The sequence below is a fragment of the Corynebacterium pseudogenitalium genome (assembly GCF_024453815.1).
Lineage (GTDB): Bacteria > Actinomycetota > Actinomycetes > Mycobacteriales > Mycobacteriaceae > Corynebacterium > Corynebacterium pseudogenitalium.
In genome coordinates, this window is record NZ_CP072934.1 from 185,719 (window position 1) to 201,162 (window position 15,444).

Below are 15,444 nucleotides of genomic sequence, written 5' to 3' on the forward strand. Positions count from 1 at the left end.
CATCGACGACAATGTCGACGCTGCTCGAGTGGGGTTGTGAAAGCGCGATGTCAAGGTCTTCGAGGGCCTGCTGTGCAATAAACGAAAAATGGGATTATGAACTAGGTCTGTTCAGTGAGTCGCATGATGTCTTTTCGGGCGCGGGCGACGCGGGAGCGGATGGTCCCGATGCGCACGCCAGCGATTTTGGCGGCTTCCTCGTAGCTGTAGCCGAGCACTTGCGTGAGGACGATGGCTTCGCGCCTGTCGGGGGCGAGTTCGTTGAGGAGATTGTGGGCGTCGATAACTTCGGGCCACAGGTTCGGGTCGTCGGTGCTGGGCTGTTGGTTGGCGACGTCGTCGTAGCCACTGTTGGTGGCGCGCGGGCGACTGCGGTCGTGGCGCACGGAGTCGATCCAGGTGCGGCGCGCGATGGAGAGGAGCCACGTGCGGGCGGTGGAGCGGCCGGCGAAGCGTGGGAGGGCGCCGAGGGCGCGCAGGTAGGTTTCCTGGGTGAGGTCGTCGGCGGCGTCGTGTCCTGCGAGGTGGGCGAGGAGGCGCCAGACGTCGTCTTGGGTGGCGGCGATGAAGTCGGTGAGGGCAGCTTTGTCGCCCCGACCTGCCCGGAGGGCGAGGTCGGTGACGTACTGGCTATCGCTGCTGTTCACGAATAAAAAGGGTACCAGTATCGGGAAAACCCTTGATGTCACTCTGATATTCACGTATGGTATAAATAAACACCAACCCATAAGGAGGGCCTAACAATGGCAGAGAAGAACGTAGACCGCATCCTTTCGAACGGCGAACGTCCAGCGGGCAAGGGGCAAACTACCCAGCTCGCCGGCCAGCCCGTCCCATCGGAAAACGTGAGTGTTACGCAGGGCCGTCAGGGCGCGAATGTCCTGGATGACATTCACCTCATCGAGAAGCTTGCGCACTTCAACCGCGAGAATGTCCCCGAACGTATTCCACACGCGAAGGGCCACGGAGCATTCGGTGAGCTGCACATCACCGAGGACGTGTCCAAGTACACGAAGGCGAAGCTCTTCCAGCCTGGCACCGTCACCCCGATGGCTGCACGCTTCTCCACCGTTGCTGGTGAGGCAGGCTCCCCAGACACTTGGCGTGACGTCCACGGTTTCGCACTGCGCTTCTACACCGAAGACGGCAACTATGACATTGTCGGCAATAACACCCCGACGTTCTTCCTGCGCGACGGCATCAAGTTCCCGGACTTCATCCACTCCCAGAAGCGCCAGCCGAACTCCGGCCTGCGCGACGACGAGATGCAGTGGGACTTCTGGACCCGCACCCCTGAATCTGCTCACCAGGTGACCTACCTGCTCGGCGACCGTGGCACTCCGAAGACCTCCCGTCACCAGGACGGATTCGGCTCCCACACCTTCCAGTGGATCAACGAGGAAGGCACGCCGGTCTGGGTCAAGTACCACTTCAAGACCCGCCAGGGCTGGGAATGCTTCACCGACGAAGAAGCCACCGAGAAGGCCGGCACGGATCCGGACTTCCAGCGCGAGGACCTCTTCAACGCCATCAAGGATGGGGACTACCCAATCTGGGACGTCAAGGTGCAGATCATGCCGTTCGAGGAGGCGAAGGACTACCGCTTCAACCCGTTCGACCTCACCAAGACGTGGTCGCAGAAGGACTACCCGCTTATCGACGTCGGCTACTTCGCCCTCAACCGTAACCCGAAGAACTTCCACGCCCAGATCGAGCAGCTGGCACTCGACCCAGCCAACCTGGTCCCAGGCATTGGCCTGTCCCCGGACCGTATGCTGCAGGCGCGCGTCTTTGCGTACTCTGACCAGCAGCGTTACCGCATCGGCGCCAACTACAAGGACCTGCCGGTCAACCGCCCGATCAACCAGGTGAACACCTACGCCGAGCGTGGCTCCATGGCGTACTTCTTCAACGAGGAGAACGAGCCAAACTACAGTCCGAACTCCTACGAGAAGGGCGCCGGCTACCTCGACGACGGCGAAACCTCCGCCAGCGGCCAGGACCTCGGCCTCGCCGAGAACCTGTACGTCAACCCGGACCCGGAGGGCACCGATCTGGTGCGCGCCGCCTACGTCAAGCACGCTGAGGATGACGACTTCGGCCAAGCCGGCACCCTCTACCGCGACGTCTTCGACGACGCCGCCAAGGAACGCTTCGTGCACAACATCACCAACAAGATGATGGCGATCACCAACAAGGAGATCGAGGAGCGCGTCTACGAATACTGGGGCAAGATCGACGCTGACCTGGAAACCAAGGTCCGCGAATCCTTCGCCGCTAAGCGCGCAGCGCAGCAGAAGTAACCCTTAACGATTTAAACCCGCCAGGACGGTGACGTCCCGGCGGGTTTTGGTGTTTGTTGGGCAAGCTCGGCGGCTCACATGGCGGTGCCTGAGCACCACCCTCCCAGAACCGGAACCTAAATCCGGTAGTTCGGCCGGTTCGGGTGCCGGTCGCGCTTATCAGAGACGGTCACGCCGTAGAGGGTGCGGCCCATGATGAAGGAGCCGACGGAGCCGACGATCCATACGCCGGCGATGGCGATGATGGCGCGGAGGAAGTCGTTGAGGTCGAAGCCGGTGGTGGACCAGGACCAGATCAGCTTGGCAACGACCAGGATCGGAAAGGCCAGGCAGACGGTTGGGCCGAGCAGGTTCGCGCGGGTCAGTGCGTCGGGGGCGCGCAGCTGCAGGAGCGCGGTGGCGACCACCAGTAGGGTGGCCACGATGACGAGCGCTGCGACGATGATTTCGATGATGGTCATTAGCGGCGTCCTCTCGTGATGATACGGGCCATGGAGATGGTCGGGATAACGCCACAGACGAGGCCTGCGAGGATGGCGATTTCGTAGCCGATCATGGTCTGGGTCCAGATGGACCAGACGAGGAAGATGGTGACCATGGCGTAGAAGATGAGGTCGGCCATGACGGCGCGGGAGAGTTCGTCCTTGACCAGGATCAGACCAGCGAGGCCGACGAGCAGGCTGAGCGCCATGACGATGACGCAGCCCATGAGGATCGTTTCAAACATGTTCTAGTCCATCCTTTCCGCTGGTGGCAGGGTGTGGTCGTCGGGGTCGCCGAGGTCCACGTAGGGGTCCCACCCGATGGTTGCTGGGTCCAACGGGGTGGCTTTGACTGCCGGGTTGATGCGCTCTTCCATGTCGATGAGGCCAGCGATCTGCTCCAAAGGGTCGCTGCCGAACGCGGCCTGCACCAGCAACACGATCGGGCCGTCTTCCTGGGCGGGGTAGCGCAGTCCAAGGGACAGGGTGCCCGGGGTGACGGTGATGGAGGTGGAGTACCAGAAGATCTGCCAGTCGGTGGTCAGGCGCAGCGGGTAGTAGATGATGATCGGGTCAAGCCCGGTGTTGGGCTTGAATGCGGCCGCGGCGGCGCTGAAGCCTGCGGCGAAGATTTCTTTGATGAGCCAGGCGGTGTAGCCCACGCCGTGTACGAAGCGTTGCAGCATGGTTAGTTACCTCCTTGGAGGGTGTCCACATCGGGGATGCCGATGGCGTCGTCGCCGAGGACGGCGGTGGTGTAGGAGTCGACGTCGAGAAGACTGTCGACGGCCGCGGTGCTGGCTGCCCAGAGCGGGCCGGCGCCGATGAACATGCCAAGCGACATGAACATGAGCAGCGCGGACGGTGCGAGCAGCTTCGCGCGGACGTTGAGGGCCTTCGGGTAGTGCTGCATTGGGCGACCCCAGAAGACGCGCTTCCAGACGCGCATCATGGACAGCAACGCACCGAAGGACGCGACGATGATGGTGGTGATTGCCACCCAGGAGCGCCAGTCGCCGGGTGTAGCGGCGGCGAGCACGATGGTGACCTTGCCGAAGAGGCCGGAGAACGGCGGGAAGCCGACGATGGAGAACGCGCCCGCAACGAAGACGGCGGAGGTGAGCGGGTCGCGGCGTGCGAGGCCGGACAGCTTCGAGATGGTGCCGGTCCCGTAGGTTTCCTCGATGGCACCGACGTTGAGCACGAGTGCTGCGATGGTGATCATGTGGTGCAGCGTGTACATGAGGCCGGCGGCAAGCGCGTAGCGGGCGTCGTCGTTAGTAAAGGCCAGCATGATGAGGATGAACGGCATGCCGTTGACCATCTGGTAGCCCAGGACGCGGCGCATGGTGTGCTCAGCAAGGCCGGCGAAGCCACCGATGAGCATGGAGATCACCATGATGACGATGATCAGTGCGTTCCAGCGCGCGTCCATGTCGAAGATGACCACCCAGATGCGGAAGAGCATGTAGACGGCCACCTTGGTGTGCAGGCCGGAGAACAGGCCCATGACGGCGGCACTGGTGGAGGGGTAGGTGCGTGGCAGCCAGGTATGGACCGGGAAGACGCCGGCCTTGGCGGCGATGGCGATGACGACCAGGCCGGTGGCCACGGTGATCGGGCCGTTGCCGGCCGCGGCGCCGCGCAGGGCAGCGATGTTGACGGCGCCGGCAACACCGTAGATGTAGCCCACGCCCATCACGAGCAGTGTCGACGCCGCCAGGTTCACCAGCACGAACGTGCGGGCGGACAGCAGGCGGTTGCGGGTACCGGTCATGGCGATGAGGCCGTAGGACGGCAGCAGCATGACCTCGATCATGACGAAGAAGTTGAACAGGTCCGCGGTGAGCAGCGCGCCGGAGACACCGGTGATGAGCACCAGGGTTAGCGGCGTGAAGTAGCGCGCCTGGGTTTCACCGGCCACGCTGGCGAACCAGTTGGAGGTCAGCGCCACGATCATGGTGGTGATCAGCATGATGGCCGAGAACTGGTCGGCGGCGAAGGAGATGCCGACGCCGCCCTGGTACAGGCCGATGACGTGGGAGACGGTGCCGTGCTCGGCGGTGTAGCTGTACAGCCAAATGGCCAGGCCGAGGTTGATGGCGGGGATGATGAGGCCCAGGGCGTCGTTGCCGCGCTTCCAGGGACTGAGCGTCGTCACCGCCGCCATGATGAGTGGCAGCGCGACGAAGACTGGGAGGATTGCGTCCGCACTCATGCGCGTGGTGCTCCTTCCGTGTTGTTCATCTTGTTCGGGTTGAGGCGCGCGGTGCGGCCTGCGGTGGATAGCGCGGACGGGCTCAGGCGCATCAGGTCGTAGGTGCCTGCGACGCCGGTCGGGTTGTCCATGGTGTCGTCATCCTTGCCGAGTGAGGCCAGCATGAGCAGGATCGTGGTCGTCGCCATGGCGATGACGATGGCGGTGAGCACGAATGCCTGCGGGAGCGGGTCGGACAAGTCGGCGAATGCGGTGCGGGAGGGGAATGCCTCGCCGCGCCAGGCGCCGACGCCGGTGGCAAGCAGCGTCAGGTTGGAGGCGTGTCCGAACAGGGACATGCCGAAGATGATGCGGACCATGCCGCGCTGGAGGATCATGTAGACGGACCCTGCAACCAGGACCGCGATGGTAAGTGCCATGACCATGTGGTTTACAGCTCCTTCGTGGTAACTGGGCGCGGGTTTTCCGCGGGGTTGAGTGGGGCTGGGTGGGCGTCGACAGGCTCGGCGGGTGCTTCCGGCTCTGGTACATCCGGCAGTGGGTTTTCGCCGCCGCGGGTGTAGGTGAGGTCGGAAATCTCGGTGCCGGGGCGTAGGTAGCCGCCGAGCGCGTTGAGCGCCTGCGTGACCATGCCGAGCACGGCGAGGTAGATGCCGAAGTCGAAGATGAGGGACGTCGTCATGTGCTCCCCAGCGATGGTGCCGTGGATGGCGTACATGAAGCCGCCTTCGAGGAACCCGAGGAAGCCGGAGCTGATCGCGATGATGATGCCCCAGCCCGTCAGCCGGATCGGGGTGAGCTGCTTCACGACGTACGCATCCGCGCCACGGGACAGGTAGTTGAGGCCGAACGCGGTGGCCAGTACGAGCGCTGCGACGAAGCCGCCGCCGGGCGCGGTGTGGCCACGGAAGAAGATGAGGATGGACAGCAGTGCGAGGATCGGTACGACGAGCGCGGACGCCTTGCGCAGTGGCAGCGAGTTGAGCTGCGACTGGCCGAATGGGCGTGGGCGGGTGCCGGCCTCGAACATGTGGCGTGGCATGGACTGGACGACGGCCGCGATGACCACTGCCGCCATGCCGAGCACGGAGAGCTCGCCGAGGGTATCGAAGCCACGGAACTCAACGATGATGACGGCGACGATGTTGTCGGCGCTGGTCATCTTGCCGCCCTCGGTGAGGTACCACAGGGCGAGGTCGGAGCGGTCGTGGCGGCCCAGCAGGGCGTAGACGCCGAGGAAGGCGACCACGCCGGCGATGGCAGCGACGACGGCCGCGAAGACCTTGCGTGAGGTCGGGGTCTTGGGGAAGGTGCGTGGCTGGTAGCGCAGCACCACCATGATGATCACGACGGTCAGCGACTCGACGAGGAACTGGGTCAGTGCCACGTCGGGTGCGCCGAGCATGAGCATCTGCAGCGTCATGCCGACGCCGGTGGTGCCCAGCAGTACCGCCGCGGCGAGGCGGGAGCGGGTGCGCACCAGGCCGATGACGGACAGGGCGATGATGGCGAATGGGATGAGGTCCCACCACACGTCGATGCCCTCGGCGCGTGGGGCGAGCGGCATGCCGTCGACACCCTGGGTGAGCACGGCGGTGCTGACGCCCAGGACGAGGATGCACAGCACGAGTGGCAGCAGGTGGCGCGACGGGTTGAACGTGTCCGCCATCGCGCCGAGCCAGCGGCCCACCTTGGAAAGCCCGCGGACCATGGCGTTGAGTAGGTCATTGCCGCTGGTTGGCAGCAGCTGCTTGTTCTCGACGGCCGCGAAGAACGGTTTGCGCACGAAGAGGACGAAGCAAACACCCAGCACGAGCACGATGAGCGAGACGATGAATGGCGCGTTCAGACCGTGCCACAGTGCCAGGTGTGAGTGGAACTCGGTGTCGCCAGTGATGGTGCGCACGCCCGCGTTGATCGGGTTGTCTACCCAGCCGAGCGTGAACGGCAGGACCAGGGAGGTCAGGCCGGGCAGCGCGGCTGGCAGCCAGAGCGCGACGGGCGCTTCGGTGACGTGCGGCATGGGCTTGGTGCCGTCGATAAATGCGCCGAAGACGATCTTCGCCGAGTAGATGAAGGTCAGCAGGGCGGCAAGACCCGCGACGGCGAGCAGCAGCGGGCCGAAGCTTGTGGCGTCGAACGCCGTGAGGATGGATTCCTTCGAAATGAAGCCGAACAGCGGCGGGATGGCGGCCATGGAGGCCGCGGCCACGCAGGTGGAGGCGAAGGTGAACGGCAGCTGCTTGTACAGCTGGCCGAGGCGGCGGATGTCGCGGGAGCCGGCCTGGTGGTCAATGACGCCGATGAGCATGAACAGGGAGGACTTGAACAGCGCGTGGGCCAGCGTGTGCACCATCGCGGCGGCAAGCGCCGCCGGGGTGCCGATGCCGATCGCCGCGACGATCCAACCCAGGTGGGAAACCGTGGAGTAGGCCGTCAGGTGCTTCAGGTCCGTCTTCGTAATGGCGAAGGCTGCCGACATCAGCGCGGTAAACAGGCCAGTGACCAGCAGCAGCGTGTTCCACGCGGTGACGTCGTGGAAGATGGTGGAGAAGCGCAGCAGGACGTAGACGCCCGCCTTGACCACTGCCGCCGCGTGCAGGAACGCGGAGACTGGCGTGGCTGCCGCCATGGCTTCAGGCAGCCAGAAGTGGAAGGGGAATTGCGCGGCCTTGGTGAAGGCGGAGAAGCCGATGAGCAGTGCCACCGTGGTGGTCAGCCCCGGCGACTGCGCCCAGACCGGCGACGCGAGCACTGCGCTGAGCTGCGTCGTTCCTGCCGCGACGGAGACGACCGCCAGGCCCGCCAGCAGCGTCAGCCCGCCGAAGAAGGTCAGGATGAGCGTGCGGTAGGAGCCGGCCTCGCCGCCGGAGCCGGAGCGGGCGATGAGCATGAAGGACGCGATCGAGACGAGCTCCCAGCCGATGAAGAGGAGCACGGTGTCGTCCGCAAGCACGAGCAGCAGCACCGAGAGGGTAAACGCCGTCATGATGGTGTAGAAGCTGGTGTTGCCCTCGCGCTTCGGCAGGTATGCGGCCGAATATATAAGGACAATGCCGCCAATGACGAGCGCGAGCAACGCAAAGAAGATGCTCAGGCCGTCCGCGCGCAGTGAGAACGCGATTTCGGTGCCGGGCCCGAGGATGTCGTTGGCCCATGTAAGGGACCACGTTTCCACGTTGCCTTGGGAAATGTTAGGAAATTCGCGGCCCAGCGTGACCGCTGCGGCGAACAGCAGGAGCGCCAGCGGCCAGCCTGCTTTCCTGTCGAAAACTCGCACGAGCAGCGGCGATAGCGGAACCGTCGCGGCCACGAATGCGAGCACGAGAGGTAGTGCCATGGTGAACCCTCTCTGAGTTTGGGATTTGAAAACTGTCAGTTGCTTTAAAGGGTAGCAACAAGCTTGGACAAGGCCACAACATCTTTGGGAGCGTGCGGTGTGCCTTCCAGCATTCATGCAGTTGCAGGGGTTACATTGTGCACCATGAAGTGGCGCGTGTTGTGTGTGTTGTTGGTGTGTATTGTTGCGGCGTTCCTGCCGTTGAGTCCGGTGAGTACCTGGATGTCCACGCAGGGGGACGCCAGCGCGCCGCAGCTGCCGTCGGATCGCGGCAACCCGAACGAGGCGCGCCGCGCGGCGGGGGAGGCCAACACGCAGGCGGGCTTTCTCACGCAGGGCACCAAAGAGCTTGTCGACGGCACCTCCCAACTCACCGGCGGCGCCGACGAACTCGTCGCCGCGATCTCCCAGGCGCAGGCTGGTGCGCAGGAGTTGTCGGCCGGGATGGTGCAGCTACAGGCGGCGACGGGCCAGCTCGGGGGTGGCGCGACGGAGGTCGCGGACGCGATTGGCCAGGTTGTTGAGCAGGCCACGGCCTTCGACGCGGTGCGTGGCCAGGTCACGGCTGCCATCGACCGCGCCCTCGTATCGACGAAGGCCTCCAAGGACCCGGACGTCATCGCCGCACGCGAGCAGCTTCAACAACTGAAGGTCCAGGCGGACAATGCCCAGTTGCCGCCGGAGGTTGTCGCCCAGATGAACAAGCTGCGCGACGGCTCCCGCGAGGTAGCCAACCAGCTAGCGGTGCCGGGCTACGCCTACCACGACGGCGTCTACACGGCCACGAACGGCGCCCAGCAGCTGGCGAGTGGACTGACTCAGCTCAATAACGAGGCGCAGGGCGCGGTTGGCGGTATTGCACAGCTTGATGAGGGTGTCGCAAAGATTGACCACATGGCGAACCTGACCGCCGACCAGATTCGCGCGGTGCGTGGCGCGCTCCCGGCGCCGGCGGCGGCGCAGGCGGGTGCGGAGGCGCAGGAGCCGCAGGAGTCCTCGCTGGCTCCGGTCGCGGCGATGCTGGTCGCGGCGCTCGTGGGGCTGGGCGGTGTTGGCGTCGCCGCGGCGGCGTGGATGTCCCGCACGAGGCGCTGGCTGGCGCTGGAGCTAGGCGTCGTGCTCCTGGCGGTTGCTGGCTGGGTGCTGGTGTTCATCCTCGGCCACAACCTGAGCCCGGCCGCTCTGGGGATCGCGGCTCTCGCGCTGCTGTGCGGTGCGGCCGCCTCCGTTGGTGTGACGACGGCGCTCGCGGCGCTGTTTGGCCGCGGATGGGGGAGTCTGGTTGCCGCAATCCTGATAATTCTTCAGATGGGGGTAGTCGGGTGGGTTTGGAAAGCCGCCGCGGCTGCCCCTGTTAGTGGGGTCCTCGAGGCACTTTCTTCGGCGATGCCGATGCACTGGCTGGCCGCGTCGCTCTCGAGCGCGGGCAATAACGGCTCTGCGCAGGCACTATGGATTGGTATCGCTATGAGCGCGCTCGTCGCGGCGGTCGGGCTGCTGGGCGGAGTACCGCAGCGACGTGACGTTGCGGTTCACGTGGAGGAATAATCCGAGCACACGGACATGGTTCCTACTTTCGGATGGGTTTGTGTTAATCTAGCGGTGCTCATTTCAAGTAATAGGGGCTTGGATTGAGTGGTCTCCTTTCGCCCATTGTGGGCAAGAAAGGGGTTAGGGATGGGGAAGGCCCCGTCGGCTTCGGCTGGCGGGGCCTTCACTTATTGCCACTTATGCAACGTTAAGAGTGTACGAAGCACACAGCCCGAATTACGCTGTTACTGACCAATCGTTGTGAAAAGTGAAGGGCAGCCACATGCAAGGCACATTTCCGGGCGCGGGGCGTCGGAAAGTACGTGTTGGAATTACCGTAACGTCTGCGATAGCGCTCGCGTTGGGGAGCGCGGCTGTGGTTGTACCTTCCCCTGCTGCATATGCGCAGGAGAACTTGGCGTACACCGGTGCGGTGATCGGCGCTGAGCAGCAGGCGAAGTCAGAGGGGCTGGGCGATGATGCCTGCCGAGTGGTGCTGGAGAAGGACGATGTCGGCAAGGACGTTGCGGGTTTCAGGTTTGACGCGCTCAACCCTGGCGAGTACTCCGAGAGCGCAACTGAGTTCGGCATTCAGCTGCACTTCAACGCGGACAAGCAGCGCACCTTCACGGATACAGGGTTTAGCGACAGCGGGCCTGTTCCAGTCGAAGCTGGCGAGCTAGGCGTTGTCCCCGCGGACGAGAAGCTCGATGGCGGTAACCCGTTCACGGTGAACAACACTGCTGAGCCCGCCGAAATTACCGCTTCCCGAGTTCAGCGCAACTTGAACGGCGCGTTCCCCTTCACGGAACAGTTCCAGCAACAAGCCGTGAGCCCGGAAGGGCTCACCTTTGCGTGGAAAGGGGCTTACACAAAGGAAGACTCTGACCACAGGTTTTTCAAAAGCCAAAACTTCCAAGCTGACGCGAACGCAAACCCTTGGCCGAGCGAGACCGACGATTGCGTCCCCCTCAAACTTGATTGGGAGCACATTTCGAAGGCCGTGATCAAGCCGGGGGAGAAGGTCAAGATCGCCTCTGCCGGCGGGATGTTCACGGAACGTGACCTGGATCGTCTGCGCATTCAGGTCGCGGACGGCAGCGGCAAGGTGCTCGAGCACGTCACCATCACGCGCGATGGCTCCGACTTCTTCCTTACCTGGCCGAAGTTCGCCGACGACGCCGAGCTCGACGGCCTCCAGGGCCTCACGTTTACCGCGGTTGCGCTGCCGCGCAGTGTCGAGGAGCTCGAGGCTATCGCTCAGAACCACGCGTACGAAGATACAAGGGTTGGGGTAACGGCCAGCTCCATTGCGCTGCCACGCTACAACACCGCCAACGAGCTCAGCTCGCACGCGATCAGCGTGGATGACACGCTTTACCACGATCCGCAGTTCACCAGGTCTGAGGTCAACATCACCTCCGGGATCTCAAAGGATGCGATTGTCTTCGAGGAGCTTCCCGACGCAAACGGGCACACCCTCGCCGACCTGAAAGAGAAGTTCGACGCCACCATCGCCCTCGACGAGAGCCTCGTCTACGACGGCTGGACCGCCAAGTTCGCTGACGAGGAAAAGGGCGACTACAGGGTGATCATGACGGCGCCGGAGGGCGTCGATAAGCCGACCCCTGGGACGTTTGCGCAGCCTGTGGTGCATGTACGCTACTCGAACGGCTCCAAGGACGCCATCCCGCTGCTCGTGGTCGTCGAACCGAATCACACGCAGCAGACCAACCTCGAGTACCCCGCGGAGCCAGTGCAGGGCGCCCAAAACACAACACTTACCGCCAAGGCGAGCCTGACACGGGTGCTGGGCAAGGGGGACGTCATCAAGCCGAAGAAATTCGAGCTTATCGACGCCCCCTCCGACAAAGACGGCTGGAACGTCACAGTCGATAAGGAAGGCACCGTCACCGCGAAGGCGAAGGCAACCGTGCCGAACTTCACCACCATCAAACCCGTGGTGAAGGCGACCTACCCGGACGGTACGACCGACGAAGCTCCGGTGTCCTTCCAGGTGTTCTCGGACGTGAAAGTGCCGTCGTATGGCTCGGCCTCGGGTGAGGTGGCAGACCGCATGACGCTCACGCCGACCGTGCCGAAGGTTGGCCTCGGCGGCAACGCGCACGACGAAACGCCGAACCGCTACACCTTCCCTAATGGCTCCCAACAGTACAAAGTCGGCGACTGGAACGTCACCCTCGACGCCACCACCGGCGAGCTGACCGTCACCATCCCGGACACCGCGCTGCCGGGCGCCTACATCACGGTGCCGGTGCGTACCCACTACGCCAGCGGCGCTGTGCCGCAGGAAACCACCGCCACCATCAACGTGATCGGCGACGGTACGGGCACCGACGTTGCGAACTACCCGCAGAGCTTCACCAAGCCCGGGCTGCCGGTCTCCTCGATGATCAGCACCCTGCTGGCGGACCCGATGAAGGCGAAGTACAGCCTGCCGGAGCAACTCCCGGACGGCTGGACGTTCGACGTGTCGAAGAAGGGCGTGGTCACGGCGACTCCGCCGAAGGATGCGCGGCCCGGTGACCAGGCGATCATCGACATCCACGTCCGCTACCCGGACGGCTCCGAGGCGGACGTCCCGGCGGCGTTCACCGTCGTCGGCGACGACAAGGGCATGAACAACCCGCGGTACCAGACCAAGTCGGGCAAGCCGGGCACCACGGTCACGAGCAAGCTGGACACTGGAAGCGTCCGGGACATCTCGGAGCCGAAGTTCGCCCTGATCACGGACCCGAAGGACAAGCACTACATCGCCCCACCGCGCAACCTGCGGTGGGAGCAGGTCAAGATCGACCCGAAGACGGGCACCATCACCACCCCGGTCAGCGAGCGCGCCGTACCGGGCAGCTCCGCGGACATCCCGGTGCGCGTGACCTATAAGGACGGCACGACCGCCATCATCGTGGCCACTGTGGTGGTGCTCGGCGAGCAGCGCGCCGTCTACGAGCCGCGATACGAGCAGCAGGAGGCGAAGCCGGGCGTCGACAAGCGATCTGAGATCACCGAGCCCACCCGCATCCCTGCCCGCGACCTCGCGGAAAAGACGCCGTTCAGCGTGCCCGCGAGCCTCGACGGCTGGAAGCTGCGCGTCGACGGCAAAGGCACCGTCACTGCGACCCCACCGAAAGACGCCGAGTCTGGCGACCACCTCAACGTCCCCGTCACCGTCACCTACCAGGACGGCTCGAAAGACGTGGTCACCGCCGCGTTCGTCGTGGTCAGGGAGCCCGCGCCTGACGCCTCCTTCGACATCAACACCGAGTACGAAGTGATCGTGCCGTTTGAGACGCAGATCGTCTTCGACCCCACACTCGACGTAGGCACGCAGGTCGTCGACGCCGAACACCCCGGCGTGCTCGGCACCGACAAAGTGACCACGACCAGGACCATCACGAACTCCGAGGTGGTCAGCACACGCATCGAGCAGACGCGCATCGCGGACCCGCAGGATCGCATCGTGCGCGTTGGCACCAAGGAAAGGCCGGGCGTCACGCCGGAAATCCACTGGTCTGAAGAGACGCCGTACCGCGTCATCATCCGGGAAGACCCGACGCTCGAGGCCGGCACCCACAAGGTCGCACAGCGCGGCAAGGTGGGCAGGATCTCCTACAAAATTATCGACGGCATCGCGCAGAAACCACAGGTCGTGGACGCTGAGGACCAGGTCATCTTGGTCGGCACCAAGAAGGAATCCAAGCAGACAGAGCTACGCGAGACCATCCACACCCCCGTGCCGTTCGAGACCGAAATCCGCCAGGTAGACAGCCTGCCCGCCGGCGTGGTCAAGACCATCCAGGAAGGCTCCTACGGCCAAACCATCACGGAGAAGACCTGGCAGCTTGTCGACGGCCACGTCGTCGGCAACCCCGTCGAACACACCACCACGACCAAGACCCCGGTCAAGCGCATCATCGAGGTCGGCGTCGGCCACATCGTGCCAACCTACGGCAAGGTCGTCCAGGAACCGGGCGCAACCGACGAGGTCCCTCTCCACGAGGGCTCCAAGGTGCCTTCTGACGCTACCTTCGAAATCGACCCCGAGTGGAAGCCAACCATCCCGGGCTGGACCGCCACCGTCGACGAGCACGGCCGCGTCTTCTCGACGCCGCCAGCCGACGCCAAGCCCGGCGACTCCATCCTCATCCCCGTCAAGGTCACCTACACCGACGGAGCCATCCTGGTCGTTCCGGCATTCGCGGCCATCAAGGAAACCGACGAATCCCCGCACGTCAGCTACGCCTCCGCCTCCGTCCTACCCGGCGAGACGAGTACTCAGCCTGCAACCAACGCCACCGACGGCAACCGCTACTCGGTACCCGACCGGGTCAATGGCTGGAAGGTCAGCGTCGACGAGCACGGCACCGTTACCGCGACCGCGCCGAAGTCCGCCACCCCAGGCGCCTGGATCCGCGTCCCTGTCACCGTCACCCCAGCCCACGGCGAGGCCTACACCACCCAGGCCGTCTTCACCGTGGCCAACGTGCCGACCGGGCCAGTTGAACCTACTTCTTCCGCGACTGCGGCGCCGGAGCCGTCCCCGACTGCCACTCCGACTGCTCCTTCTGTACCTATCGCGCCAGCACCGTCGTACCCGCCGGCCATCACCGCGCCGGGCGTGCCGACGTCCATCAAGATCAGCGGCCACACCGACGGCAACACCTACAAGCTCGGCGCCCTGCCGACCGGGTGGCGGGCCTCCGTGTCCGCCTCGGGAGATCTGCTGGTCACCCCACCCGCCTCCGCCGAAGTCGGTGAGAAGGTTGACATCCCCGTCACCGTCACCACAGCCACGGGCGCAACATACGAGGTGAAGACTGTCGTGGGGGTCATCGCGAAGGGTGGCACTACCACGAGTCCGACCACGCCTGCGCCGACCACATCTACTCCCACTCCAGCCGATTCATCTGCCGACGGCTTCAAGCGCTGCATGGCCAACATGTTCGCGCTCAACAGCCCGATCCTCTGGCTGCTACCAATCGGGCTCGCCGCCGCAGTTGGCATTGGCGTTGCGAACACGATGCAGCCCCAGATCAACGCCGCTCTTGGGCAGTTCAACGACTCCCTGCGCCACGTAGGCCGCGGGTTCGAGGACCAGATTGCCGCCGTCAACAGGCAGTTCGGCGTCGACGCCCGTCAGCTGCAGCCCGTTGCTATCGCGTTTGGAGCCATCGCAGTCGGCGGCCTGGCGATCTCCCTGATCGCCCAGGCATGCCAGCCCGAGGGCTTTGACCGTGGCATGACCGTCCTCGGTTCCTCCAAAGATGGTGAGCCAGTGCCAAAGGACGCATCTTCCAAAAAGTAGGCCTTTTTGGACCTGCAGGTTTAGACGTCTAATCCAAATGGTGTTGCGTCCTTTGGCACTCGCCCCGGTTGGGGTGACACCAAATTTTCCCATGAGGTTTTCGTGACCAGGGCTTTTCCAGATCTTCGTGCGAAAAACCGGGAATTTGGTGTCTAGCCCGTTCGTCGTGACACCAAATTCCCACCCTGCCCCTTGGCGACCTGGGGAAACGCCGACGGTGCTCCCCAAAAACAAGGAATGTGGTG

The 15,444-nt window shown here is 64.2% G+C and carries 10 protein-coding genes; 3 read left to right on the plus strand and 7 right to left on the minus strand.

Annotation, left to right across the window (positions count from 1 at the left end; genetic code table 11):
- Positions 1–101 precede the first annotated feature (101 nt).
- Positions 102–647, minus strand: coding sequence for an RNA polymerase sigma factor (locus tag KBP54_RS00805; RefSeq protein WP_256005990.1), 546 nt, complete (start codon positions 645–647; stop codon positions 102–104).
- Between the two features lie 96 nt (positions 648–743).
- Here KBP54_RS00805 and KBP54_RS00810 point away from each other — a divergent pair, with 96 nt between their 5' ends.
- A complete protein-coding gene (locus KBP54_RS00810) occupies positions 744–2,303 on the plus strand; it encodes a catalase (RefSeq protein WP_256005991.1) in 1,560 nt (519 codons plus the stop codon).
- Between the two features lie 116 nt (positions 2,304–2,419).
- Here the strand turns inward: KBP54_RS00810 and KBP54_RS00815 are convergent, their stop codons facing one another.
- The 6 genes from KBP54_RS00815 to KBP54_RS00840 are packed head-to-tail and all read right to left on the minus strand — an operon-like array spanning position 2,420 to position 8,343.
- The gene (locus tag KBP54_RS00815) at positions 2,420–2,764 is read right to left on the minus strand and encodes a Na+/H+ antiporter subunit G (RefSeq protein WP_070363266.1); all 345 of its coding nucleotides are present in this window, start codon (positions 2,762–2,764) and stop codon (positions 2,420–2,422) included.
- Entirely contained in the window at positions 2,764–3,030 is a 267-nt protein-coding gene (locus KBP54_RS00820; protein WP_256005993.1) for a cation:proton antiporter, read from the minus strand. The genes KBP54_RS00815 and KBP54_RS00820 overlap by 1 nt, the downstream gene beginning before the upstream one ends.
- A 3-nt stretch (positions 3,031–3,033) precedes the next feature.
- The gene (locus KBP54_RS00825; protein WP_256005994.1) at positions 3,034–3,471 is read right to left on the minus strand and encodes a monovalent cation/H+ antiporter subunit E; all 438 of its coding nucleotides are present in this window, start codon (positions 3,469–3,471) and stop codon (positions 3,034–3,036) included.
- Positions 3,472–3,473: 2 nt separating this feature from the next.
- Positions 3,474–5,003: a monovalent cation/H+ antiporter subunit D family protein gene (locus KBP54_RS00830; protein ID WP_256005996.1), complete on the minus strand. Its 1,530-nt coding sequence runs from the start codon at positions 5,001–5,003 to the stop codon at positions 3,474–3,476.
- Positions 5,000–5,428, minus strand: a complete 429-nt coding sequence (locus tag KBP54_RS00835) for a cation:proton antiporter subunit C (RefSeq protein WP_256005997.1) — start codon at positions 5,426–5,428, stop codon at positions 5,000–5,002. The genes KBP54_RS00830 and KBP54_RS00835 overlap by 4 nt, the downstream gene beginning before the upstream one ends.
- Positions 5,429–5,433: 5 nt before the next feature.
- Positions 5,434–8,343, minus strand: a complete 2,910-nt coding sequence (locus tag KBP54_RS00840) for a DUF4040 family protein (RefSeq protein ID WP_256005999.1) — start codon at positions 8,341–8,343, stop codon at positions 5,434–5,436.
- A 144-nt stretch (positions 8,344–8,487) separates the two neighbouring features.
- On the opposite strand from KBP54_RS00840, the gene KBP54_RS00845 reads away from it, so the two are divergent.
- Entirely contained in the window at positions 8,488–9,891 is a 1,404-nt protein-coding gene (locus KBP54_RS00845) for a hypothetical protein (protein WP_256006000.1), read from the plus strand.
- Positions 9,892–10,249: 358 nt separating this feature from the next.
- Positions 10,250–15,199, plus strand: coding sequence for a YPDG domain-containing protein (locus KBP54_RS00850; RefSeq protein ID WP_256006002.1), 4,950 nt, complete (start codon positions 10,250–10,252; stop codon positions 15,197–15,199).
- The last annotated feature ends 245 nt before the right edge of the window (positions 15,200–15,444 follow it).

Bases quoted from the DNA above. Each gene is read 5' to 3' on its own strand.
- KBP54_RS00810 (WP_256005991.1), top strand. From the start codon at position 744: ATGGCAGAGAAGAACGTAGACCGCATCCTTTCGAACGGCGAACGTCCA.
- KBP54_RS00815 (WP_070363266.1), bottom strand. From the start codon at position 2,764: ATGACCATCATCGAAATCATCGTCGCAGCGCTCGTCATCGTGGCCACC.
- KBP54_RS00820 (WP_256005993.1), bottom strand. From the start codon at position 3,030: ATGTTTGAAACGATCCTCATGGGCTGCGTCATCGTCATGGCGCTCAGC.
- KBP54_RS00825 (WP_256005994.1), bottom strand. From the start codon at position 3,471: ATGCTGCAACGCTTCGTACACGGCGTGGGCTACACCGCCTGGCTCATC.
- KBP54_RS00830 (WP_256005996.1), bottom strand. From the start codon at position 5,003: ATGAGTGCGGACGCAATCCTCCCAGTCTTCGTCGCGCTGCCACTCATC.
- KBP54_RS00835 (WP_256005997.1), bottom strand. From the start codon at position 5,428: ATGGTCATGGCACTTACCATCGCGGTCCTGGTTGCAGGGTCCGTCTAC.
- KBP54_RS00840 (WP_256005999.1), bottom strand. From the start codon at position 8,343: ATGGCACTACCTCTCGTGCTCGCATTCGTGGCCGCGACGGTTCCGCTA.
- KBP54_RS00845 (WP_256006000.1), top strand. From the start codon at position 8,488: ATGAAGTGGCGCGTGTTGTGTGTGTTGTTGGTGTGTATTGTTGCGGCG.